This is a genomic window from Kordiimonas pumila (assembly GCF_015240255.1).
Classification (GTDB): domain Bacteria; phylum Pseudomonadota; class Alphaproteobacteria; order Sphingomonadales; family Kordiimonadaceae; genus Kordiimonas; species Kordiimonas pumila.
The window spans coordinates 564,163-587,700 of sequence record NZ_CP061205.1 but is presented as its reverse complement, the minus strand read 5'-3'; the positions used below and the strand labels follow the sequence as shown (position 1 = coordinate 587,700).

The window sequence follows — 23,538 nt, the reverse complement described above, 5'->3', positions numbered from 1 at the left end:
CGCTATGTGCGCCAGAAGTGGGGGTCAAACAGCATGAAAAGCGTGAAAATTTCGAGCCTGCCGAGCAACATGGTGAAGCTGAGCAGCCATTTGGCAGCGTCGGGCAAACTTGCAAAGTTGCCTGACGGGCCGATAATATCCCCAAAACCGGGGCCAACGTTGGTTATCGCTGTGGCGGCGGCACTCAGGGCCGTTACAAAATCAAGCCCCATCATGGCAAGCAGCAGGGTAACAATAGCAATAGAGGCAAAAAACGCTGCAAGAAAAGCCAGCACAGAAACCGGCAGTTCATCTGGCATTTTAGTACCGTGATATTTCAAAACAATAACCCGGTTTGGGCTGTTAAGCTTGAGTAACTGGGCCCTCATAATGGTCCACAGCACCTGAAACCTGTAGGTTTTGATCGCACCTGATGTTGAACCAGCACAGCCCCCCGCCATTGTAAGCAGGAAAAACCCGGCAACAGCACCGGTGCCCCACAAGGTATAGTCTGTTGAGGCAAAACCCGTCGTGGTAACAATAGAGACAATGTTAAAAGCCGAGTATGTAAGAGCCGTAAAAAAGTTAATGTTTTTATCCACCGCCAGCATTACCGCAGAAGCCACAATCACCAGCACCATAAAGCGCACAAAAGTGCGCACTTGTGGGTCATCCACAATTGCCCTGCGGTGGCCATTGGAAAACTTTATAAACGCAATGAACGGCAAAGCACCCATCATCATGAAAACAATTCCAACCCACTGGGCTGGTATACCAAAATAGCCAAACGACGCATCGTGTGTGCTATAGCCCCCGGTCGCAAGGGTTGCCATAGCGTGGTTGATAGCATCAAAAACCGTCATGCCTGCAAGCCAGTAAGCAAGAGCGCAGGCGGACGTTAACACCAGATAAACACTGACAATTTTTTTAACAAGGTCGCTTGATTTCGGGATGATTTTTTCTGACTGATCAGAGCTTTCAGTTTTAAAAAGCTGCATACCGCCGATGCGCAGGAACGGCAGCAAAATAATCGCCATCACGATAATACCGATACCGCCAACCCAGTTCAGCAGCGATCGCCACAGTAAAAGCCCGGGCAAAAGCTGATCAAGCCCTGTAATAACTGTAGACCCTGTTGTTGTAAGCCCCGAAACAGTTTCAAATACCGCATCTGTATAAGACAAGCCGGCATCTGTTTCTAAACCAAGCCCCATAAGGGGCAAGGCCGCAAAAACCGGTAAAATGACCCAGCTTAAAGCGGTTAAAAGAAACGCCTGTTTCAAATCAAGACTAAAGCTTTTATTATCACGCATAGCCAGAATAAATAATACGCCCAGCACACCTGTGATCGCCGCAGAAAACAAAAATTCCAGCGGTACTGTGCCTGTCATGTAGGCTTCTACCGTCGCAGGTATCATCATGGTGCCTGCCAGCACCACCAGCAAAATACCAAGAACATGAAAGAGCGGGCGGAAGGAAACGGTTGATTTCATGTTATTTCAGGAGAGAGCCTTTAGCGACTAACACGCGCATTGATAAAAGCTTTCCTGTCCTTTCCCTGATTGTAACGTCGGGTCCCGATTGTAACGCTGGTGGACTTTATCTTTATTGCAGACTGGTCGTCAAGAAAGCTGTTTTGTTTGAAGGCTATATTAGCGCTTTACAAGCGACAGCAGTTCATCGAGCGCATCGCTGTCCATGCGGCCAAGCGACAAAGCCAGCAAATTTGCGGCATAGGTTGCGCGCGGATCCATGCCCGATGTATCGATTGTTACCTTGGGTTTTGACATGTGGGCCAAATCTTTGAGGCCTTCGGCATCATCCCATATCAGCTCAAAATACTGGATGATTTTCTGAATAAAAGCCCACGAAGGCGCGCCGCGCTTTCCGTGTTCAAGCGCCGAAAGGTATGCGGGCGACACATCAAGCTCTGCTGCCATTTGCGCTTGAGTAACCCCTTTTTTTGCCCGTAGGTCACGCAGTTTTGCGCCAAATGGTGTCATGGTTTTCCCTCGGTCTTTCTGCTGCCCGGTAACCGTTTTCGTAGCATGATATAAAGGGCACCTTCGCCGCCGTGCTCCTGCGCCGCTGGCCCGTATGATTGAATAAAGGGTTTCAAATCAGAGCCTTCAAGCCACGCGGGCACCACACGTTTTAGAACACCGCCCATTTGTTCAAAATCTTCTCGCCTGCGATAAGCGGCGGGTGTGTCTGGGTTTAACTGCGAAAACCGCTTGCCGCCCTTGCCTGTTACCACCAGCAGCAGCTTGTCACCGCGCTTAATAGCTGCATGCACAAGTGCCACCAGCTTTGTATAGGCTTGGTCCTGTGTCATGCCGTGCAAATCAATAGAGCGGTCTATATTTTTGGCGCCAACACTGATCTGGCGGCGGGTGCGCCTGTCTATCCAGCTATCTGGCGCAGGTGCCGGCACACTGTGCCATTCGGACGGTAGAGAATGGCCTTCATCCAGCCGCTCTACCCTGCGCCGCGCCGGTAACGGTTTACCGTCAGGCCGACCCTTTAGGGGGTGCACCGTCTCTGTAACCTGTTCCCATAATTTCCTGTCTGCGGGTTTCAAGCTTGGCGGCGGCGCCTTTTTACTGCTCACCCCTCGTCTCCGGCAGCTTTCAGGGCTAGATCTTTCGGTAACAACAGCCAGTAACGGCCCTTGTTTGCCATACGGCCTGCAATTTCTTCTGCCTCAGACCCAAAACCCCAGAATACATCACCCCGAATTTCACCGCTGATAGCACCGCCGGTGTCTTGGGCCACAAGAAGCTGGTTAAAGGGAACCGTATTATTCGACGGATCTTGTGGGTCTGGGTGGCTGGCTGATAACCACACAGGCGCATGAAGCGGCATGAAACGGCGGTCAACAGCAAGCGAATGGGCGGGGGTTAAGACAACAGCCGCTGACCCGTAAGGGCCGTCACCCGCCTCTAACATGCGGAAAAATACAAAAGATGGATCGGTTTTAAGAACCGCGTTCACTTCTTCAGGGTGCTTAGCCAGCCAGTCTCTGATCGCCTGACCCGACATATTTTCCTTCTTTATGGCACCGGTTTCAAGTAAATGGCGGCCAATAAGGCGGTTGGCATGGCCGTTTTGCGCCGCATAGCCCACACTTAAAAGCCTGCCATCATCCATAAGTACCCGGCCAGAGCCCTGCACATGCAGGAAATAAGCATCGACCGCACTGTCAACCCACAGAACCTCAAGCCCGCGCCCATCCAGCGCACCGTCCATAATGCCTTTACGGTCTGGGTAGGGAACAAGCTGGCCATTTTGAACACTGCCTGCAATGCGCTGTCCCGCCAAACTTGGCCTAAATTTGCCCAGATCAACCATCACCAGTTCGGGCGGGCGTGTATAAAGCGGAATAGTATACTGTTCGCTAGGGGTCATGCTGCCATGTAAAAGTGCTTCATAATACCCGGTAAAAACACCCGTATCATTGCCGCCTACTGAAACGGCAAGCGGCAGGAAAAAATCTTCGATCACATCTGCAAGCGTGTCTGGTGCTGCGGCCTTAATCGCCGCACAGGCGGGCAACCAGTCTTTATATACACCGCCGATAGCAGCACCGGGCAAAGCTTTGCCTTCCGGCATTGCCTTGATTTTATCGCAGCTTCTCAGGAGCGCTTTCTGGGCTTCGCCCATATTATCTGTATGCCAGCCGGGTAAATCAGCATATGACGCCAAAGCAAACTCAAGCCCGGTCTTTTTTTCCTTCAATAAAAAATAGGAAAGCAGCGCTGACACTACAATCAGCGCCAGCACACCAGCTATGACAGGAAAGAAGCGTCGCATTTTTAGCCTGTACGGGTTGCAACAAGCATCCACGCCGGATCATCAGACCGGATGTTGCGTGCAAAGGTCCACATGTCGTTCAGCTCTGAAGCATCACTCACATCACCGTCCACCACCTTACCGTCACGGTCACGTGTTACAGCAACAATTTCTGCTGTAAACTGCAATGTGAGCTCCGCAATATTGCCTGCCATATGGCCGGATGCTATTTTAGCGTTCGATATATCAAGCAGCCTGTTTTCAAGTGTCAGCTCATTTTTAGCGCGCTCGTCAATGGCATTGCTAAATTGTTCATATACAGAATCGTCCAACAGGCCTTTGAGCGTGTCTTTATCCCCAGCCCAAAACGCTTCCAGTATCATACCATAAGCGTTTGTGGCGCCCTCTTTGAAGGCAACAGGGTCAAAGTGGCTATCGTACTTTCTGATATCTTTATAAAAGTCGCGAAGCTCTTGGTTGCTTTCCATATCCAGAACCGCATGTTCTGTATGCGGGGCATCTACTTTTTCACTGTAACCGTCAATCACAGGGCCGCGACCAGCCGCTGGTGGCAATGGCTCATTCCCGGTTTTTTTACCCAGTTCAGAGCGCAGGCGCAAAATGATGAAACCTGCAATCATGGCAATTATTATAATGTCTATATACATAGCTTTGTTCAGGTATGTCCGTTAGGGTTTAGAGCATTTTATGATGCTGATGGTTGAAACCTCAATAGTTTATACCCTTATAGATAAGAGGTAATAAAGGAAAGAACAAGGAATGGGTTGGATTATACTGTTAATATTTATCGGATTGCCCGTAATGGAGCTTTCGGTTTTAATTGATGTTGGCGATGAAATTGGCGCTTTCAGTACCATTTTACTGTGCCTTTTAACGGCTGCTATCGGCCTGTCTCTTGTTCGGCTGCAAGGACTTATTGTTCTTAGGAACATGCAGGCAGCCCAACAAAAAGGCGAGCCTATTGGCCCCTCTCTTATCCATGGGTTTTTCTTGCTGCTTGCTGGTATTTGTCTCTTTATTCCCGGTTTTGTAACAGATTTTTTAGGTGCTTTACTCTTGATACCGCCGGTTCGGCTGTTTCTTGGCAAAGCAGGCCTTGCCCATACAATTGTACGGCGTACATACAAGGAGGGTGGGTCTACTGTTATTATTGACGGCGAATTTCAGGAAACAGATAATACTCCCCCATTTCGTGATACATTACGCCAAAATACACCTAAAACCCCAAAAAATGACCCTGAAAATTAGAATAATGCCCCTAATATGGCATTTCAATATTGTTCCTGCCCCTAAAGCATGCTAGCCGTTCCCCCCAACGACGCCAATCCGGTTTGTCTCCGGGGGGTGACAGACAAACAATGAATTATAAAGAGTATTGATATGGCTGAAAATGAAATCACCAATGACCAAACACCAGTAGGCGGCCCAGCACCAGAGGGTGCCCAAGGTCCACAAGTGGGCGTTTTGGCACAGTATGTTCGCGATCTTTCTTTCGAGAACCCAAATGCACCAGCAAGCTTGCAAGCCTTGGCTGCAACAAAACCTGCTATCGACGTTAACGTGAACGTAGGCGTTCGCAAAATAAACGACGAAGTGTATGAAGTTGAGCTGAAAATTACAGCCAAAGCGACTTACAAAGACAATGAAGACAAAGACAATGTGGCTTTTGTTGTTGAACTTTCTTATGGCTCGCTCTTTGGTGTTCGCAATGTACCAGAAGAGGCTCTGAAGCCATTCCTGCTGGTTCAGGCCCCAACACTGATGTTCCCGTTTGCGCGTCGTATCGTGGCAGATGCCTCTCGCGATGGTGGCTTCCCGCCGCTACTGCTTGAGCCAATCAGCTTTGAAGGCCTGTACCGTGCACAGCAACAGCAAGAAGCACAAGCGGCCAACGATTCAGAAACACCAACAACAGTAAACTAAAACCGTTTACTGGCGTTTCCAGATTGAAAGCTGGCCCCAAAAGGGCCGGCTTTTTACATTTTTGATGCTGCATCCCTGATAAGTTCCTGACGTTTTTCCATGCTGGTTGTACGCCACTTTACCACCAGTGCCATGGTTTCAGGGTCTGCTGTATCTGGGTGACCGCAGTTGAAAGGCGGCGCCGGGTTATATTCAATATAAAGCTGAATTGCTTTTGCAACCTGCTCGCCGGCAAGTGCCGCAACCACCACAAAGCCAAAATCAATCCCTGCAGAAACACCGCCGCCGGTGATGCGGTTACGGTCAACCACAACACGCCCGGGCGTATAGAGAGCACCGTACTGCGCAAGCGCTGATGTTGCGGCCCAGTGGGTTGTGGCCTTATAGCCATCAAGCAAGCCTGCCGCACCTAAAACCAAGGCGCCCGTGCAAACCGAGGTTACATACTGGCAGTCAGCCGCCGTTGCTTTTAAAAATTCAATTGTTTCACTGTCTGCACTCACCGCAGCCTGCCCCGGACCACCGGGAACACACAGCACATCAAGCTTCGGGCAATCCTCAAAGGTCAGTGTTGGTGTAATTTTAAGGCCTGAATCTGCCTCAACCGGGTCTGTATTTTTCCAAATAAGATGCACCTTGGCACCTGGCATGCGGGCAAAAACCTCGAAGGGGCCAGTAAGATCAAGCTGGGTAAAGCGGGGATATAAAAGAAAACCTATCTGTAATGTCATGAAACAACCTCCTGCAATAAGACCTCTGCATTATACCTTGAAACAAAATGGCATATATGACAAATTACTATATATTTATGCCATTACTATAAAATAGGCGCGTAAGAATGGAAAAGCATGTTGTTATTGTTGCCTATGATGGCTGTCAGATTCTGGATGTCACCGGGCCTATGCAGGTTTTTGCTTCCGCCAATGAGCTTTACGAAAAACCAGTGTATAAACTGACGGTAGCAAGCCCAGAAGGGACGACCGTTTTAGCCTCTTGCGGGCTGCCGGTGGGTACCGTTCCCATTAGCAAGGTTGCCCCAGACACCATTGACAGCCTTCTTGTTGTTGGCGGGCATAATGTGGCCTATGCTGCAACACACACTGCCCTGCAAGCATGGGTTAAGGAAGCCAGTAAAACTGCCCGCAGAATGTGCTCTGTCTGTACGGGCGCTTTTATTTTGGCAGCCGCAGGCCTGACAAACAATAAGCGGGTTACAACCCACTGGCGACAGGCAGGCGAGCTGCAACAGCAGTTCCCTTCAACACATGTAAATGCGGATGCTATCTATAGCCGTGACGGTAACCTCTGGTCATCCGCCGGGGTAACAGCAGGTATCGACATGGCCCTTGCTCTTGTGGAAGAAGATCTGGACCATCAGGCAGCTATGCAAATCGCGCGGCGGCTTGTTGTCTACGCACTGCGGCCCGGTAACCAATCACAGTTCAGCAACCTCCTTAGCGCCCAAACAAAAGCAGGTAGTTTTTTCTCGGAGCTTCTACAGTGGCTTGGGGAAAACCTGCACACCGCCATCAGTGTAGAGCAAATGGCCGAAAAAGCCGGAATGAGCGCCCGCAGTTTCCACCGGCGCTTTGTAGCGGAAACCCGCATGACGCCCGCCAAGTTCCTTGAACGAATCCGTGTTGATTATGCCAGAAAACTGCTGGAGGAAACAGACCAGCCCTTAAAGGCTATCGCTGTAAAAGCCGGTTTCGGCTCAGATATTGTTCTTATTCAGGCCTTTGAACGACAGATGGGCATGTCGCCTTCGCACTACCGCCACCTGCACGGTGCAAAAAAGACTGTCCACTACTAGGCGGCCATCCAGTCCTGCCATGCAGGCCACGCTGCCACCATATCAGCAATCAGCGCATATCCTGCACTGCCGGGATGTGTCCCGTCACCTTTGCTGCACTCTTCCTGCCATGGTTGATTATCACGGATTGCATCAAACACCTCAAGGTAAGGTACCTTATGCGCTTTTGCGAGCGCCCCCATTTGACGGGAAAGGTCTGCAATTCGCTTGTTTGCTGTCTCATCGTTTATAACAGGCACCGGCCCTACCATCAACGTAGGCCACACCTTGGGTGCCGCAACCAGAACGGCGCGGGCATTTTTCAGGCGGTCGGTTTGCGGCAAACGAGCACGACCATCCTCACCTGCCGCACAGTCATTTGTACCAAACGAGAAAACCAAGCCGCACTTTTCACCTTTTGGCAACCTGCGGTTTGCCTCTTGCTGCCAGCGTGCCAAAATGTCAGCGCTTGTATCGCCCCGCACCCCCATATTATAATATGTAATATCCTTGCCAGCGCTTCTACCCGCCAGACACACCCGACCTGCCCAGCCAAGGCATGCTTCATCGCCCGTACCATTGGTGAAGCTGTCGCCAAAAAAGCAAATTTTCATCGTGAATGTCCCTTATTTCAGCCTCAGGCTAAAAGCGTGTCTGAGATTGTTTTTTTTAAAGTAAGCGATGTTTTATCAAATCCCCAGCCACATTCCACCGCTAAAAGCGACAAGGCCTGAACTGAAGAAGCTGCCCACAGGTAGTCTGCCGCTGTATCAACGGTCCAGTCCGGTTTTAATGCCCCATCTTCTTGCAACCCTTTAACAAGATTCTGATACCATAATCGTAACTCAGACATTCGGTCCTGCCAGGCATGGGCGGCATCCGCGTCTGTTGCCCTGAGCCTGATAAGGTCTGTGGCTACAGGCAAGATTTCCACCACAAACCTGAACCAAACACTGAGGCACATATCCAACCGAACCGCAGGGTCCTGCATGGCCGCCGCGTCAAAAAAACCCTGCTTAATGCCAAAGCGCTCATCGGCGCGCTTTACAAGTGCTATAAGAAGGCCGCCCCGGCTTGCAAAATGCAAATACACTGCCTGCCTGCTAACACCAGCAGCCTTCGCAATTTCAGATACAGAAACATCTGCGCCTTTTTCCGCCACCAACCCCCAAGCAGCATCAAGAATTTCCCGCTTTGTTATCTCAGATTTTTTGTTACTTGACACGTGTAAAGTTTTCCTTAGTTTACACGTGTCAACCTAAGGAGAGAATATATGTCCGTCAATCTTGAAAATCACGTTGCACTTGAAAAGCTCATGGCGTGTTACGGTGATGGCTCAGATGGCACCGCCCCCACGCCTGAGGTTTGGGCCCATATTTTTGAGCGCGACGACACTGCCCCCCTTACCCTTATCAATTTCTTCAAGCTGCGGGATATTGCCGCCTACCCGGCACCAAAAGACGCGCCCGCACCAGCGCTGTCAGGGCAGGAAGCGTTTAACAGATATGCGGCTGTCAGTATGCCTACGATGCAGTCTGTTGGGGGTAGATTTTTGCATATGGGGCCCTTTGAGGGCATGTTTTGCGGTAGTAAAGAGGCGTGGGATCTCATTGTTGTGGGGGCTTACCCAAACACAAAAGCCCTTATAAGCCTTGTCTCAAACGAGGATTATATCAGTGCCTATAAACACCGGCGCGCAGCCTGCGAAAAGCAAAAAGTTTATCTCTCTGGCCTGATATCCTAACGCGCAGCCTTTGCAAGCCGCAAGAGCGCACGGGCGCAGATCACATCCACAGGGTTACCTGTTGTTTTACAATCAAGCTCGGCTTCAAGCAAAATTGCCATCGCCCGCTCTAGCCCCGCTAAAGTCCAGCGCATAGCCTCGGCCTGAAACTTGTCTTTTTCCGCAAAAAACACCGGTGGTCGCAATTTTGTAACCGCTTCAGATACATTCATGCCCGTTTCAATGTGGCCGCGCACAAGATGCATACGCAGCAACCGGCTTTGCAGGGTGCGCAAAATGGCAACCGCACTTTCCCCTGAAATTCTGGCCCGTTCCAGCAGTTTCTCCAGTCGGCGGGCGTCTCCTGCTGTCACACATTCGGCAATCTGGTTAAGCCCAAGCGCCGCGGTATCCCCAACGCAGGCGACAGCGTCTGCCAGTGTTACCTGCCCGCCTGCTTTACCCTTATACAGCACCAGTTTTTCCAGTTCGCCGCGCGACACCATTCTGTCGCCGCCCAAATTATCGACCAGATAGGCTGTTGCATCCTGCGTTGCACTAAGGCCCGCATCAGCCAAAACCGAATGCACAAGCCCCATAAGATCACGGGCACCATCTTCATAACACGGGATAGCAAGTGCGTTTTTAGCGCCTTCCATTAGCTTGCGAAGGCTTGATGTCGGCTTTAAGTCACCCGCTGTTAGCACCATAACACCGTCACCCTGTGCGCCCTCTAGCGCCAGCTTAACAGGCTCCGTCACCTCATTCCCAACACTGTCCATACGCACAAGGCGGCGGCCACCCAGCATGGAAATGGCCGATATTTCATCAAGCAACCTCGAAGGGGCAGCTTTTATGTCTTCGCTGCTAGGTTTTGCCACCTGAAAGGGGTCAGAAAGGTCTGGGGCTATCTGCTTGCTGATTGTATCTGCGCGTTCTCGCGCCAGCCCCTCGTCGCGGCCAAACACCAGCACAGCCCGAACAGACGGGTCTAGCGCCTTCAAAATAGCCGGTATATCGCGGGGCTTTACTTTCAAGGTTAGCCCTTCCGCCTATTTCTGTGAAAAATACAGGGCAAGACGCCGGTGAATACGCTCTGCAAGCTCAAGGGCAAGACGACGCGCGCTATCTTCCCGCTGGGTAACGGTTGCATAGTCAGAAAGCACAATATCAAACGATGTTCGGGCGCGCAGTGTGTCTTCAAACAAAATACTGTCGTCTTTTAGGGAAACAAGCTGCACATAAGCCTTCAGTGTGATCAGCTCTTCCGTGGTGGCAGCATCTGGGCGCACACCGTAGCCTTCGCTGGTCTGCTCAAGCACAATATCAAGACGGTATTTTTCAACACCTGCAACATTCAGGCGTTCAAGCAGCTGGTTACGCATAATCTGGCCCAGCCGGTCTGGTATCGGGCCAACGCTAACAGCCTCAAGCTCGGCTTGCATCGCCCCGCTTGACCCCCCAGCCTCATAGAGCGGCTTAAAGCCACAAGCCGCCAGTAACAAGCATGATATAAAAAGTGCTATTCGCATCAATTCGCCACAATATTTACAATTCTTCCCGGTACAACAATAACCTTCCTGACGGTAAGGTCTGCCAGCATAGCCTGCACCTTTTCTGTACGAAGGGCAACGGCTTCTACCTCGTCTTTCGGCATATCTTTTGGAATGTCGATTGTATCGCGCACTTTACCATTTATCTGGATAGCAATAGTCACACTTGTATCAACCGTAAATTCTTCAATCGCCACAGGCCACGGGGTATCTGACACCAGTGTTTCGTGCCCAAGTGTGTGCCACATTTCTTCTGCCAGGTGCGGCATCATTGGGCTAATAAGCAGAACCAGTGTCTCAAGGGCCTCGCGCTGCACTTCTGCTGCACCGTCGCCCACCAGTTTACCGCCAAAGCCGCCCGTAAACTCATAAAGCCGCGCCACTGCTTTGTTGAAATGCAGCGCTTCAATATCGGCGGACACACCCTTAATGGTTTTATGCACCGTTTTGCGGAAAGCTGTTGCCGTATCAGACAGTGTCTCTGGCACTGGTGTACCCACAGGCGGCAAGTGAACCGTGGGCTCTGTTACCAGACGGTAAACTTTTTGGGCGAAACGCCATGCGCCTTCAATGCCTGATTCTGTCCACTGCAAATCACGCTCTGGCGGGCTGTCAGAAAGCACAAACCAGCGCGCTGTATCTGCACCGTACTGCTCGATAATGTCATCCGGGTCGACAACATTTTTCTTCGACTTGGACATTTTTTCAATGCGGCCCTCGGTAACTGCAAGCTTGTCCGCTGTTACAAGCGAGCCATCTTCAAGTTTCCTGACATCTTCTGGCAACACCCACTTGCCGTTACTATCCTTGTAAGTGGCGTGGGTTACCATCCCTTGTGTAAATAGGCCCTCGAATGGCTCTTTAATGCTGGTTCTACCAACATGATTAAGAGCGCGGGTGAAAAACCGGGCATATAGCAGGTGCAAAATAGCGTGCTCGACCCCGCCAATATACTGGTTAACCGGTAACCAGCTGTCCGTTACATCCTTGTCAAAAGGTTGGTCACTGTCAGGTGTGCAGAAGCGCATGAAATACCACGACGAATCTACAAATGTGTCCATCGTATCGGTTTCACGCACCGCTTTTGCGCCGCATTTCGGGCAATTTGTATGTTTCCACGTTGCGTGGTGCTCTAACGGGTTACCCGGTTTGTCGAAGGTAACATCCTCAGGAAGCTGCACCGGCAACTGGTCAACCGGCACTGGCACAACGCCGCAGGCGTCGCAGTGCACAAACGGAATAGGCGTACCCCAATAGCGCTGCCGCGAAACACCCCAGTCGCGCAAACGGAAGTTTACGGTGCGCTCGCCCCAGCCTTCGGCTTCGGCCTTATCGATCATAGCGGCTTTTGCGCTCGCTACATCCATACCGTCCAGAAAGCCTGAATTATAAAGTGTGCCCATACCTGTGTAGGCTTCGTTTTCAATTTGATATGTTGCACTGTCAGCGCCGTCCGGCAGCACAATCGGCAGCACTGGCAGGTTATATTTACGGGCAAAATCCAGATCGCGCTGGTCACCGGCCGGGCAGGCAAAAATCGCCCCCGTACCATACTCCATCAACACAAAGTTAGCGACATAAATAGGAAGTTTCCATCCTGCATTCAGCGGGTGCACCACATGAAGGCCTGTATCAAAGCCTTTTTTCTCGGCTTTTTCGAGCGCTTCTTCGGTCGTGCCCATCTGGCGGCATTCTTCAATGAAATGCCCAAGGGCAGGGTTATTTTCAGCAAGCTTTGCCGCAAGCGGGTGGTCGGCCGAAATAGCACAGAAACTAGCACCAAAAAGCGTGTCAGGTCGTGTTGTATAAACCGGTAGTTTTTCGCCCGTTTCATCGATCTTAAAATCAAATTTCAGGCCTTCAGAGCGACCAATCCAGTTTTCCTGCATCAGCCGTACTTTGTCGGGCCAGCGGTCAAGTGTCTTGAGGCCGTCAAGCAGGTCTTCAGCAAAGTCGGTGATTTTAAGGAACCACTGCGAAAGCTTGCGGCGCTCAACCAGCGCACCAGAACGCCAGCCGCGCCCGTCAATAACCTGCTCGTTTGCAAGAACAGTATTGTCTACCGGATCCCAGTTTACCCAGCTTTCCTTGCGGTACACGAGGCCTGCATTATAAAAGTCGATGAATATCTGTTGCTCTTTGCCGTAATATTCTGGGTCACAGGTGGCAATTTCACGGTCCCAGTCGATCGCAAAACCGATTTTCTGAAGCTGCGAACGCATATTGGCAATATTGTCGTATGTCCAGCTACCGGGGTGGGTTTTACGCTCCATCGCCGCATTTTCTGCTGGCATGCCAAAAGCGTCCCAGCCCATAGGATGCAAAACTTCATAGCCATTTGCCCGGCGGAACCGCGCTACTACATCGCCGAGCGTATAGTTCCGCACATGGCCCATATGAATGCGCCCAGATGGGTAGGGAAACATTTCCAGCACATAATATTTAGGCTTTTCAGATGTGCTATCAGTTTTGAAAGTAGCCTTTTCAGACCAGACCTTCTGCCATTTGGCTTCCGTTACCTTTGCATTATAACGCGACATACTATTTCTCGTGGGTGATTAGAGCCTAAAAGGCCAGAACCTAAAGGCCCGGCCTGTCACAGCATGTAAAACGAACTGGCCTCAATAGTAAGGCCAAGGGTCAGAGACAATTATCCGGCAGCATGAACACGCATACGGCGCGCGGCTGTCAGGATCGCTTCTTCAACTTTTAATTCTGTTGATGCCTGCACAGGCACACTTAGCCACTCGTCCGAAGATTTCTCCTGCCGAACAACAGAAACCTTCAGCCCGTCTGACCTTAGGTCTTTTGACAAAAAGCGGACTGTTACTTTCACCCGCTCATTCGGCGCTTCTTTTGTAGAATGCCAGCCTGTTACAATAACACCGCCGTTTGGCTCAACTTTATCAAGCGGCATAAAGGAAAGTGTATCAAGCGTGGCTTGCCACAAATAACCATTAATCCCAATGGCGGTAACCCTTGGGCCAATTTCTGCCTTACTTTTTTCCTTACTACCAAATAAGGAACAGGCACTGATGGTGGCGCACAGCATGACCACTAAAAGTGACCGGACTAATCCCTGCATATTAAACCCCGTAGATTCGTTTTCATTTGCTTCAATACCAAAACAGCACCAGTTTGCCGTTCGCCAAAAGAAGCCTCCTGCGGGTTATAGCCCCCAGAGACGTCAGTTACTAGTCAGAAATATGCCTAAATAGTGGCAGACATGACACATTTTGATTCTATTTACCCCACCACCTTGCTAAATCTCCCTGAAATTCAGTACTATAATAAATATGTAACGTTGAAATGAGACCACTAGCGCCAATGAAACGCTTGTTAAAAATATCAATGGCAGCCTTTGTAGCTGCAGGACTCGCTGCCGGTGTATCGGCGGACGATTCAAAGCCACGCTTTGAATCCAGCGGGTTTCTGCAAAGCCTTGATGCTTTTATAGCAGAGCAAATGGCCAAACAGGCGACGGCTGAACCTGTGGCAAAAGCGGGCGCCATTCCTGAGCTAAAACTAAGCAATCTGGAAACGCCATCAGGCTCGAACCACAGCTTTTTCAAGCTAAGTGATTCGCGAACCTTGCCACAATCATCGCTTCAGGGCCTTTCTGACAAGCCAGACTTTTCTTCGCTGATGGCCCCAACAGGCGAAATGCGCGGCGGCATTGGCAGGGGCCTTTATGATGCAACCTCCAGAATGGCCATTACATTTGGCGGCAAGGAAACCTCTAATCAGAGTAAAGGCTTGGAGCTTGCGCTGCAAACTGGTTACCGCCTGTCTGTAGACGGCATGCCTGCTTCTGTTCCGTTTGCGGATCTTGACGTGGCCAGCCACGAATATAACTTTGGCATTGAAGCCCGATATTCCGGCTTTGGGCTGGATGCCTCTTTAATGCGTTACAATAGCTATTTTGAAAACGACATGAATGGCTTTGATGTTGGACTGTCTTATCAGGCAACCTCATGGTCCGCCCGGCTTTCTTTAACCGAATATAAAGAAGGCGCTGACCTTTACGGCATTGAAAACGAAGCCCGCAATATTGTATCTGTCGAGCTTGGTGCAAGTTACCGCTTTAGCAACTATCTGGGCCTAAGTGGTGGTGTACGCTACTATGATTACGGTGACCGCTGGATTGTTAGCTCTTTAACCGGCGATAACTCCCGCATGGTTTTCCTTGGCGGCAAGTTACAGTTCTAAGCCTCACTCTCTAAAGCACCTGTCTAAACATTTGGGATAAAGGCACCTATTGCCGCAACCCCCATTAGCTGAAACGGTTTTAATTTTGCAGCGTTACCCGCATGTATACCGCCCAGCGCAACAACAGGGATACTGGCGTTTTTAACAAGCCGGGCAAACCTGTGAACACCAAGTGCTGGCTCTCCCACATGGCTTGCGGTTTCAAAAACCGGCGACACCAGCGCAAAATCAAGCCCCAACTGAGCCGCCCGCACAAGTGAAGCATGGTCATGGCAGGCGGCACTCACAAGGCCAAAGGCTGTAAGGGCAGGCGGGTTTTCAAGCATATACTGCGGCAAATGCAGGCCGTCTGCATCCACTGCACGGGCAAGGCCGGGGTCGCCTGCCACCAACAGAAACTGGCTGAGGGTACGGGTAACAGCACGCAGTTTTTCTGCAAAACCAACCCTGTCGGGATGGTCATAATCACGGCATATAATAATACTGCCCGCAGGCAAATGCTGGCACACACCAACAGGGTCTGGGGCGCGGCCCTCGTCCGTTAGGAAAACAAGATGCGGAACACCGGCCGCCCGGCCTATAGCCAGTGCAGCACTGATTGATCTTTTTTGCCCATATAACTTGACCATATATATTCCCTGTCCCATAGGATGATATATTCTGATTTAAGGATAAACCGAGAAACCATTATGACAACAGACCTTGTTTCCACCATTAAGGCCAATCTCGCTGAAATTGACAGCAATATCCGCAAAATGGCGGTGCATACGGGCACGAAACACCCGGCACCAAAGCTGATTGCGGTTTCAAAAGTGCAACCTGATGATCGTGTTGAAGCTGCCCTTAACGCCGGACACCGTGTGTACGGCGAAAACCGGGTGCAAGAGGCAGAAAGCCGCTGGAAAGAAAGACGTAAAGCTTATCCTGACCTTGAATTACACCTGATTGGCGGCTTGCAAACCAATAAGGCGGCCGAGGCTGTTGCCCTGTTTGACTATATCCACTCTGTTGACCGACCAAAGCTTGTGAAAGCGCTTGCAACAGAAATGAAAAAACAGGAAAAGTTTTTACCTGTGTACATTCAGGTTAATACTGGACGCGAAGACCAAAAAAGCGGCTGCCTACAGGAAGATATCGCAAGCCTCTTGGGCCTTTGCACTGAAAACGGCCTAACGGTTTTAGGGCTTATGTGCATCCCCCCTGTGGACGACGACCCCTCTCTTCATTTTGCGCTTTTGCGCAAACTAGCCCTTAAACACGGCCTAAAACACCTGTCTATGGGCATGAGCGGCGATTATGCGCTTGCCGCCAGCATGGGGGCCACAGATATTCGTGTTGGCACTGCTGTTTTCGGCGCGCGTGATTACGGATAAGTAATAACGATCTGATCGCCAGGGCCTGATTGCCGCAGTAACCGCAACAGGCTTTCTTGCTGAAGGGCCACACAGCCTGCCGTAGGTGAAAAATTCTCGCGGGCAATATGCACAAAAACAGCACTACCCATATGCGCTATAACCGGGCTGTCATTATGGCCTATCACCAAAATCAGGTCGTAAATTTCATCGTCGCGCCAAAGCTGTTCGTGCGACGGCACAAAGGGCAACCTGACAGGCCTGTTATAATCTGGGCTTTCCGGGTCATCGCACCAGCCCATATCAACCGATAAAGGATATACAGGCAAGCCTGTCATGGGGGCTGCAATCCTGTCTGGCCGGTAATATACATACCGTAATGGGTAGCGCCCGGCAGGGGTATACCCATCCCCCTCGCGCTTTTCACCAACCAACCGGACACCGCTTCTGCCAAGGGCACAAGGGGCCTTGAATACGGGGCCTGTTACCACACCTTTTTTGGGGTTCGCGGTGTCTGGAGTGACAATCCATTCTATCATAGCTACAGAATATGCCCAGTTTTGATCTTTTTAGTGGCCAGATACATTTCATTATGCGGGTTTGGCGGAAATGCATGGGCCACACGCTCCACCACTTTAATGCCGTAGCGCTCCAGCCCCTCAACCTTGTTTGGGTTGTTGGTCATGAGGCGTACAGAGGTAAAACCTAACAGTTTCAGCATTTCAGCAGCGGGCGCAAAAATACGCTCGTCCACATCAAACCCAAGCCGGGTGTTGGCATCAACCGTATCATAACCCTGATCCTGAAGGGCATAGGCTTTCAGCTTGGAGATAAGGCCAATGCCGCGGCCTTCTTGGGCTAGATACAACAACACACCGCCGCCCGCTGCATCAATCGCCCGGATAGCACCGCGCAGTTGCTCGCCGCAGTCACATTTAAGCGACCCCAAAAGGTCGCCAGTGAAACATTCGCTGTGGATGCGCATTAAAGGCGGGGTGCGCCGTGAAGGCTCGCCGATCACAATGGCAATATGTTCAACGCCGCCGGTTTGCGGCCGAAAGGACACCAGCCTTGTATTTTCGCTGCCTGCAAGCGGCACACGGGCAGAAGCAACCTCCTTAAGCGCGGAGGCCTGCGTCATATCAGCCGCTAAAACATCAGGGGCAAACACTTCCAACAAACCGTGCTTGCTAACAAGCGCCTTAGCATCAGCGATTTCCGCCGCAACAACAGCAGGCAGTAAATGCGCCCACTTAGCCAGCTTGATCGCCGCTTTATCAAGGTCGGTTTCCTTATGCTCTAGCCGCTGAAAAGGCCCTTTCATCGGGGTTGCAAGATCAAGCGTTGGATCTGCAAGGGCTACAATATCGTTTGCTTGCATCCACTGGGGCCGGGCGATCCGCACCACGGACCAGCCTTTGCTCGCCACTTTCAGGGTGAGCGCGCGGTTGCTGGTCAGCAGAATAAAACTTTCGCTCGCAAGCCCGTCAAAAAAGCCCAAAGTGGCGGTATTTGCGTGCTCCGCCGGCAAGACCAAAAGGCTTTTGCCGCTGCTGTCGCATACAACAACCGGGTGCCCGCGCCGCAAATCACCGCAGGCGCGCTCCAAGCTAAGCAACCTTTTTTCATCTGTGTCCATATGCTTCATATAAGCGAAAATCCGATTTTGTCAGTATTTTCTTTTAAAACAGTGTGCCAAAGCAGGTCTTTTTCATGGTTCAAGCAAATGTGACACAGTGTGATCATGGCAAATTGCTTTCTCCTTCATATATAGAAGATAACGTTATACAGTTATGAACCAGACCAGCTTTAGAAAGAGAGAATGTATGTCGGTTAGAAAACTGCTTTTGGTGGATGATGATGTTGATCTGCGCGAAAGCCTTGCAGACAATTTGGCGCTGTGCGACGAGTTTTCAACCACCCAGCAAGGCACTGCGGCAGACACCCTAACCTTTCTGGCCAGCAATCAGGTAGACATGATTATTCTAGATGTCGGGCTGCCCGATATGGATGGCCGCGAACTGTGTAAACGTATCCGTAAAAACGGTATTAGCGTGCCTATCCTTATGCTGACAGGCAATGTATCTGACGCAGACACCGTTTTGGGGCTGGATGCTGGTGCCAACGACTATGTGACCAAGCCTTTCAGCTTTACCGTTTTGCTTGCCCGCATTCGGGCACACTTCCGGCAGTATGAGCAAAGCGAAGACGCCACATTTGATATTGGCCCATACCAGTTTCTGCCCTCTGGCAAACTGCTAACAGAAAAAGAAAAAGGTAGCAAAGTGCGCCTGACGGAAAAAGAAACCAATATTCTAAAGTATTTATACCGGGCACGCGGCAAAGCGGTGGGCCGCGAAGAGCTACTCGCCGAGGTATGGGGCTATAATTCTGGCGTCACCACCCACACACTGGAAACCCATATTTACCGCCTGAGGCAAAAGATAGAGACAGAACCCGCTGCCGCCCGCCTGCTTATTACAGAACCCGGCGGCTATAGCCTGCAAGGGCTGCGGGTATAACCCTACAGGCTGAAGTCCACCAGCACGGGCGCGTGGTCAGACGGTTTACCCCAACCGCGCGCATCTCTAATTACTTCCATATGAGTTGTGGTGCCTTTCAGGGCAGGGCTGGTCCACACATGATCAAGCCTGCGGCCCTTGTCAGCGGCTGACCAGTCGCGGGCGCGGTACGACCACCAGCTAAACAGCTTTTCCGGAAGCGGCGTGTGCTCGCGCATCACATCATGCCAGCCATGAGCCGCCATCAGTTTCAGCATCAGGTCACACTCAAGCGGCGTATGCGACACTACTTTAAGCAGCTTTTTATGGTCCCACACATCATCTGCGTAGGGGGCGATATTCAGGTCACCCACCAGAATGCTAGGGTCTTTCAGGCCTGCTGACCATGCTGTCATTTCGTCAATGAACTTCAGCTTGTGGGCAAATTTATCGTTGATTGTGGGGTCTGGCTCGTCGCCGCCTGCGGGTACATAAAAATTATGCACTGTCTGGCCACTTGCAAGCTTAATGGCAATATGGCGGGCGTCGCCCATATCACACCAATTAGTTTTATAACTATCCGCAAATGGCTCTTTAGCCGCGGTTGCCACGCCGTGATGGCTTTTCTGTCCGTGAATAGCAAGGTGTGGCAGGCCAATTTCCTCGAAAAAACCACGCGGGAACATATCATCCTGCACTTTGGTTTCCTGCAGACACAGCACATCTGGCCTGTATGTCTCCACAAGCTGCTGCACAATATCGAGCCGCGCCCGTACAGAATTAATGTTCCATGTAATCAATCGCATAAGGGTGCCTTCAGGTCAGTATATAAGGAAGCTATTACCAATAATGGCAATAGGCCAGTGGCCCTGCTCAAAGAGCTGAAATCTTTTGACAAACGGGTGATCATCCTCGGGGTTTGCCATGCCAACAAGCGCGGCCTGATAACAGGCCTGTGCCGCAGCACCTGCTGCCGCCTGCACAAACTCGTCATCCTCAATGCGCAAAAACTCTTTGGCTTCCTGCGCTGCGGCATCAATCGCGGGGGTCACGGTCTGCGCAATATGGGTCATCACCATATTGAGGGTGTCTTCATCAATCGCCAGCAGCACATCATCCGTTAATGATGCGCGAAGCTGTTCTTCTGCCTCCCAGGCAGAGCTGTTGATCTCTGGGTTTTCAGCGGCGTAGGCTGCGTCTTCCCACTCTGGCAGGAAAACCGGGTCAGCATCTGGGAAACCCAGTATATCTGCATAATCGCGCGCCAGCCCAACACTATAAGCATGCGGGCGTTCGCCGAGAGAGCGGAACCAACGCACTTTTTCTGCTACCTTCAAGAAGGGGGCAACAGATCTCATGCTGGGGAAATCTTCAAACAGGTCTTCTATATCGTGATCAGTTTCGTCTTCCACAGATAAACGCCTTTAAAAGTCAGGTAATCAGCCGCGCGGGTTTGCGCGTATATGATCTATACGTGTTACTGAGAGCAGGGGAAAGAGGAAAGCGCTCCAAAACAGACCTTTCAGAAAAGGTTAATGACGGTTTGTCCGGCGTTTGGTCAGGCCGCGCGGATCCTCAAAGCTCCATAGGTCGCTTTTCAGGTCAACATTCACGCTTTGGCGTGACAGTTCAACAATGGTTACCTTTTCCTGCGCGTCAATCACCACCCAGCTCAGAAGCTTAAGCCCCCCCGGTAAATCGGGCGCATTTTCAAAATAAACTGTTATCCGGCCCATTTCAGGCTTGTCCGGGTCTGATGCTGAAAGCGCTACCAGATTTTCAACGCCCTCTGGTGCCACCTGAATATGGGCATTAATGCTGGCAAGGTCTGTTGATTTGCCAAGCAGTGCACGCAGCGGCGTATCTTTCACCGGCCACTTTGTTACCTGCCCGATTTCATAATCAATAAAGTTCAGGGTCTTACCATCCGCTACCATCAGGAACGGCACATCATCTGCATAATCAAAGCGGATTTTACCGGGCCGCGCCATATAAAGTGTGCCACGGGTTTTACTACCATCTGGCGCTTCCTGTACAAAATCAGCCTCAAGGCTTTGCACAACCTCCATATACGTTTGCATGCGGGTAAGCGCTGCAAGAGAGCTGCTTTCTTCTATCGTTTGCTCCTCAAGGGGTTGCGGCGATAGCTTGGCTGTGTCATCTGCCCTTATGTGCGGGGCGGCAAACACAAACAGCAGGCATAACAAAGGTGCTTTCAAAATTTGGTATCCTCGCGTTACTACGGCAGCAGGGCTAAAACTCTTCTTCGCGCTCAGGAACCAGCACTTCGCGCTGCCCCTTGTGGTTTGGTGCGCTTATAACGCTCTGATCTTCCATTTCCTCAATGAGAGATGCCGCTTTATTATAACCAATCTTCAACCGGCGCTGGATATAGCTTGTAGAGGCCCGTCTGTCCCTTAGAACAATATTCACCGCCTGATCGTAGAGGCTATTATCACTATCATCTCCAGATGGACCGGGGATGAACGGGCTGTCAAAGCCATCTTCAGGTTCCTCGGTAACCGATGACAGATATTCAGGGGCACCGTTACGTTTAAGATGCCGGACCACCGTTTCCACCTCGGTATCAGACACAAAAGCGCCGTGTACACGGGTTATGCGGCCGCCGCCTGCCATAAAGAGCATATCGCCCATACCAAGAAGCTGCTCTGCACCTTGTTCACCGAGGATCGTACGGCTATCGATTTTACTGGTTACCTGAAAGCTGATACGGGTTGGGAAGTTCGCCTTGATCGTACCGGTGATGACATCCACCGACGGGCGCTGTGTCGCCATCACAAGGTGGATACCAGCGGCCCGCGCCATTTGAGCAAGGCGCTGTACAGTCGCTTCCACATCTTTGCCTGCAACCAGCATCAGGTCTGCCATCTCGTCAATCACAATCACGATAAAGGGCAAGGGTTCGAAATCAAACTCCTGATGCTCCATAATTGGCTGGCCGGTTTCCTTGTCAAACCCGGTTTGTACTTCACGGGTTAAACGCTCGCCGTCTGCTTTTGCATCCATAATACGCTTGTTGAACGCTGCAAGGTTACGCACCCCAAGCTTTGACATATTGCTATAGCGCTGTTCCATTTCCCGCACCGCCCACTTCAGGGCAACAACTGCCTTTTTCGGCTCTGTCACAACGGGCGTTAAGAGATGCGGGATACCATCATAAACCGACAGTTCCAGCATTTTAGGGTCAACCATGATAAAGCGCAGCGTTTCCGGGCTATGACGGTAGAGAAGCGACAGGATCATGGTATTGATACCAACAGATTTACCAGACCCTGTTGTACCCGCCACCAGCAAGTGCGGCATGGAGGCAAGGTCCGCCACAACCGGCTCACCGCCTATATCCTTACCCAGAACGACCGGCAGCCGGGCTTTTGTGGCCTCATAATCGCGGCTAGCGAGAAGTTCGCGCAGCAAAACAGTTTGCCTGTCAACGTTTGGCAGCTCAATACCAATCGCATTACGGCCCGGCACAACCGCCACACGAGCAGATATAGCACTCATGGAACGGGCAATATCATCCGCAAGCCCAATAACGCGGGCAGACTTAACCCCGCGCGCAGGTTCAAGTTCGTAAAGGGTTACAACAGGGCCGGGGCGCACATCGTTAATCTCGCCCTGCACACCAAAGTCATCGAGAACACTTTCCAGCATACGGGCATTTTGCTCGAGCGCTTCGGTGCCGATCCGGCTAATTTTTTCGGGCGGCGGCGGGGGTGTTAACAGTTCAAGCGGCGGCAAAACAAAAGCACTGCCATCACCCAGATCAAGTGTAACCTGTGCTTCTTTTACTTCCCTGATGCCTTTTTTGGTTTTTGGTGGTTCTTGAACGCGCTTGCGCTGCTGGGGTGGCACTGATTCAATACGTGTTGGGCGCACACTTACCGTTTCGGCTTTGGCGTGCATAGACGGTTCAACCCGCTCAAAAACATCATCGTCACGGTCATCGCGGCTGCGGAAAATAACACGCAAACCTGCCGCAATGCCCCGGCCAATAGCGCGCACAGCCCACAATATAGCATAAAAAATACGCAGAATACCGGCCCACAAAAAACCGCCAATTGATTGCCACTCAGCAGCGTTTAGCGCAAGGCAAAAGGCGTATGCAGGCAGCCCCAAAACCAGAAACAAAATACCATAAGCCCAGCTTGGGACCGCTACAGTGTTTATAAGACCATTGACCATTTGATAAAGCTGCTGGCCAAGCGCACCGCCGTACCCCGCCTGATTATGGTAAGCAGGGTCAGGCGCCACAACACTGGCCGCAATAGCAAGCAGAACAAGGGAAACCGGCACCATTGCCAGATTTAGCCAAAAGAGCGGCAGCCATTTAAGACGCATGACCTTTATGCCCCACACAAGGAAGGGTAAAACAAGCAGATATGATACTAGAGCCAGCGTCTGTGACAACAGGTCAGCAATGTTTGCGCCCCACTGGCCCATCCAGTTTTGGACCGGTGTATAGGCCTGATTGTTAAAACCAGGGTCTGCGGGATGATAAGACCAAAGGCACAAAAACAGAGCAAGCGAAATAGCGGCAAGCAATAAGCCCAGCAAGCGCCAACCCGCATTCTTGAAAAATGTTACAAGTGCAGGGGGCAATATAGGTGCCTTTGTCCCGGGTGTCTGTGTCGCCCTTTTTTTAACAGCCGTTTTTTTTGCAGCCACGCCTTCT

26 protein-coding genes are annotated in these 23,538 nt (G+C 51.1%); 7 read left to right on the top strand and 19 right to left on the bottom strand.

Features of this window, described 5'->3' with window-relative positions; all coding sequences use genetic code 11:
- Window positions 1-2: 2 nt before the first annotated feature.
- From ICL80_RS02455 to ICL80_RS02435, 5 genes are all read right to left on the bottom strand, one after another.
- Window positions 3-1,472, bottom strand: coding sequence for a TrkH family potassium uptake protein (locus ICL80_RS02455; RefSeq protein ID WP_194214548.1), 1,470 nt, complete (start codon window positions 1,470-1,472; stop codon window positions 3-5).
- A 159-nt stretch (window positions 1,473-1,631) separates the two neighbouring features.
- Complete coding sequence (locus ICL80_RS02450; RefSeq protein ID WP_194214547.1) at window positions 1,632-1,982, bottom strand: helix-turn-helix domain-containing protein; 351 nt, start codon at window positions 1,980-1,982, stop codon at window positions 1,632-1,634.
- Complete coding sequence (locus ICL80_RS02445; protein WP_194214546.1) at window positions 1,979-2,590, bottom strand: Smr/MutS family protein; 612 nt, start codon at window positions 2,588-2,590, stop codon at window positions 1,979-1,981. Before ICL80_RS02445 ends, ICL80_RS02450 begins: the two co-directional genes overlap by 4 nt.
- The gene (mltA, locus tag ICL80_RS02440; protein WP_194214545.1) at window positions 2,587-3,792 is read right to left on the bottom strand and encodes a murein transglycosylase A; all 1,206 of its coding nucleotides are present in this window, start codon (window positions 3,790-3,792) and stop codon (window positions 2,587-2,589) included. The genes ICL80_RS02445 and mltA overlap by 4 nt, the downstream gene beginning before the upstream one ends.
- Window positions 3,793-3,794: 2 nt before the next feature.
- Window positions 3,795-4,439: a Tim44/TimA family putative adaptor protein gene (locus ICL80_RS02435; protein WP_194214544.1), complete on the bottom strand. Its 645-nt coding sequence runs from the start codon at window positions 4,437-4,439 to the stop codon at window positions 3,795-3,797.
- Window positions 4,440-4,551: 112 nt separating this feature from the next.
- Here ICL80_RS02435 and ICL80_RS02430 point away from each other — a divergent pair, with 112 nt between their 5' ends.
- Both ICL80_RS02430 and secB read left to right on the top strand, forming a co-directional pair.
- A complete protein-coding gene (locus tag ICL80_RS02430) occupies window positions 4,552-5,040 on the top strand; it encodes an FxsA family protein (RefSeq protein ID WP_194214543.1) in 489 nt (162 codons plus the stop codon).
- 132 nt (window positions 5,041-5,172) lie between these two features.
- Window positions 5,173-5,715: a protein-export chaperone SecB gene (gene secB, locus ICL80_RS02425; protein ID WP_194214542.1), complete on the top strand. Its 543-nt coding sequence runs from the start codon at window positions 5,173-5,175 to the stop codon at window positions 5,713-5,715.
- Between the two features lie 53 nt (window positions 5,716-5,768).
- On the opposite strand, the gene ICL80_RS02420 is transcribed toward secB, so the two are convergent.
- Entirely contained in the window at window positions 5,769-6,446 is a 678-nt protein-coding gene (locus ICL80_RS02420) for a DJ-1/PfpI family protein (RefSeq protein ID WP_194214541.1), read from the bottom strand.
- Between the two features lie 107 nt (window positions 6,447-6,553).
- Here ICL80_RS02420 and ICL80_RS02415 point away from each other — a divergent pair, with 107 nt between their 5' ends.
- Window positions 6,554-7,528, top strand: a complete 975-nt coding sequence (locus ICL80_RS02415; protein ID WP_194214540.1) for a GlxA family transcriptional regulator — start codon at window positions 6,554-6,556, stop codon at window positions 7,526-7,528.
- On the opposite strand, the gene ICL80_RS02410 is transcribed toward ICL80_RS02415, so the two are convergent.
- Both ICL80_RS02410 and ICL80_RS02405 read right to left on the bottom strand, forming a co-directional pair.
- Entirely contained in the window at window positions 7,525-8,121 is a 597-nt protein-coding gene (locus ICL80_RS02410) for a GDSL-type esterase/lipase family protein (protein WP_194214539.1), read from the bottom strand. The genes ICL80_RS02415 and ICL80_RS02410 overlap by 4 nt on opposite strands.
- A gap of 23 nt (window positions 8,122-8,144) precedes the next feature.
- The gene (locus tag ICL80_RS02405; RefSeq protein ID WP_194214538.1) at window positions 8,145-8,732 is read right to left on the bottom strand and encodes a TetR/AcrR family transcriptional regulator; all 588 of its coding nucleotides are present in this window, start codon (window positions 8,730-8,732) and stop codon (window positions 8,145-8,147) included.
- Between the two features lie 48 nt (window positions 8,733-8,780).
- Here ICL80_RS02405 and ICL80_RS02400 point away from each other — a divergent pair, with 48 nt between their 5' ends.
- On the top strand, window positions 8,781-9,251 hold the full coding sequence (locus ICL80_RS02400) for a DUF1330 domain-containing protein (protein WP_194214537.1): 471 nt from the start codon (window positions 8,781-8,783) through the stop codon (window positions 9,249-9,251).
- On the opposite strand, the gene holA is transcribed toward ICL80_RS02400, so the two are convergent.
- The 4 genes from holA to ICL80_RS02380 form a co-directional block, all read right to left on the bottom strand.
- A complete protein-coding gene (holA, locus tag ICL80_RS02395; protein ID WP_194214536.1) occupies window positions 9,248-10,267 on the bottom strand; it encodes a DNA polymerase III subunit delta in 1,020 nt (339 codons plus the stop codon). The genes ICL80_RS02400 and holA overlap by 4 nt on opposite strands.
- Window positions 10,268-10,282: 15 nt before the next feature.
- Window positions 10,283-10,762 (bottom strand): LPS assembly lipoprotein LptE, encoded by a 480-nt coding sequence (gene lptE / locus ICL80_RS02390; protein WP_194214535.1) that lies wholly within the window; start codon window positions 10,760-10,762, stop codon window positions 10,283-10,285.
- Window positions 10,762-13,323, bottom strand: a complete 2,562-nt coding sequence (gene leuS / locus ICL80_RS02385; RefSeq protein WP_194214534.1) for a leucine--tRNA ligase — start codon at window positions 13,321-13,323, stop codon at window positions 10,762-10,764. The genes lptE and leuS overlap by 1 nt, the downstream gene beginning before the upstream one ends.
- Before the next feature lie 110 nt (window positions 13,324-13,433).
- On the bottom strand, window positions 13,434-13,868 hold the full coding sequence (locus ICL80_RS02380) for a DUF3576 domain-containing protein (protein WP_194214533.1): 435 nt from the start codon (window positions 13,866-13,868) through the stop codon (window positions 13,434-13,436).
- A gap of 224 nt (window positions 13,869-14,092) precedes the next feature.
- Here ICL80_RS02380 and ICL80_RS02375 point away from each other — a divergent pair, with 224 nt between their 5' ends.
- The gene (locus ICL80_RS02375; protein WP_228073769.1) at window positions 14,093-14,992 is read left to right on the top strand and encodes a porin family protein; all 900 of its coding nucleotides are present in this window, start codon (window positions 14,093-14,095) and stop codon (window positions 14,990-14,992) included.
- A 23-nt stretch (window positions 14,993-15,015) separates the two neighbouring features.
- On the opposite strand, the gene ICL80_RS02370 is transcribed toward ICL80_RS02375, so the two are convergent.
- Entirely contained in the window at window positions 15,016-15,621 is a 606-nt protein-coding gene (locus tag ICL80_RS02370; RefSeq protein ID WP_194214531.1) for a thiamine phosphate synthase, read from the bottom strand.
- Between the two features lie 60 nt (window positions 15,622-15,681).
- Here ICL80_RS02370 and ICL80_RS02365 point away from each other — a divergent pair, with 60 nt between their 5' ends.
- The gene (locus ICL80_RS02365; protein ID WP_194214530.1) at window positions 15,682-16,365 is read left to right on the top strand and encodes a YggS family pyridoxal phosphate-dependent enzyme; all 684 of its coding nucleotides are present in this window, start codon (window positions 15,682-15,684) and stop codon (window positions 16,363-16,365) included.
- Here ICL80_RS02365 and ICL80_RS02360 read toward each other — a convergent pair.
- Complete coding sequence (locus ICL80_RS02360) at window positions 16,356-16,883, bottom strand: L,D-transpeptidase family protein (protein ID WP_194214529.1); 528 nt, start codon at window positions 16,881-16,883, stop codon at window positions 16,356-16,358. The two genes, ICL80_RS02365 and ICL80_RS02360, sit on opposite strands and share 10 nt — an antisense overlap.
- Before the next feature lie 2 nt (window positions 16,884-16,885).
- Complete coding sequence (gene ribA / locus ICL80_RS02355) at window positions 16,886-17,992, bottom strand: GTP cyclohydrolase II (RefSeq protein ID WP_194214528.1); 1,107 nt, start codon at window positions 17,990-17,992, stop codon at window positions 16,886-16,888.
- 178 nt (window positions 17,993-18,170) lie between these two features.
- Here ribA and ICL80_RS02350 point away from each other — a divergent pair, with 178 nt between their 5' ends.
- Window positions 18,171-18,866, top strand: coding sequence for a response regulator transcription factor (locus ICL80_RS02350; protein WP_194214527.1), 696 nt, complete (start codon window positions 18,171-18,173; stop codon window positions 18,864-18,866).
- Window positions 18,867-18,868: 2 nt separating this feature from the next.
- On the opposite strand, the gene ICL80_RS02345 is transcribed toward ICL80_RS02350, so the two are convergent.
- From ICL80_RS02345 to ICL80_RS02330, 4 genes are all read right to left on the bottom strand, one after another.
- A complete protein-coding gene (locus ICL80_RS02345) occupies window positions 18,869-19,651 on the bottom strand; it encodes an exodeoxyribonuclease III (protein WP_194214526.1) in 783 nt (260 codons plus the stop codon).
- 15 nt (window positions 19,652-19,666) lie between these two features.
- Complete coding sequence (locus ICL80_RS02340; RefSeq protein WP_194214525.1) at window positions 19,667-20,257, bottom strand: hypothetical protein; 591 nt, start codon at window positions 20,255-20,257, stop codon at window positions 19,667-19,669.
- Window positions 20,258-20,377: 120 nt separating this feature from the next.
- Window positions 20,378-21,064, bottom strand: a complete 687-nt coding sequence (locus ICL80_RS02335) for a LolA family protein (protein WP_194214524.1) — start codon at window positions 21,062-21,064, stop codon at window positions 20,378-20,380.
- A gap of 34 nt (window positions 21,065-21,098) precedes the next feature.
- Window positions 21,099-23,531, bottom strand: coding sequence for an FtsK/SpoIIIE family DNA translocase (locus ICL80_RS02330; protein WP_228073767.1), 2,433 nt, complete (start codon window positions 23,529-23,531; stop codon window positions 21,099-21,101).
- Between the last annotated feature and the right edge of the window lie 7 nt (window positions 23,532-23,538).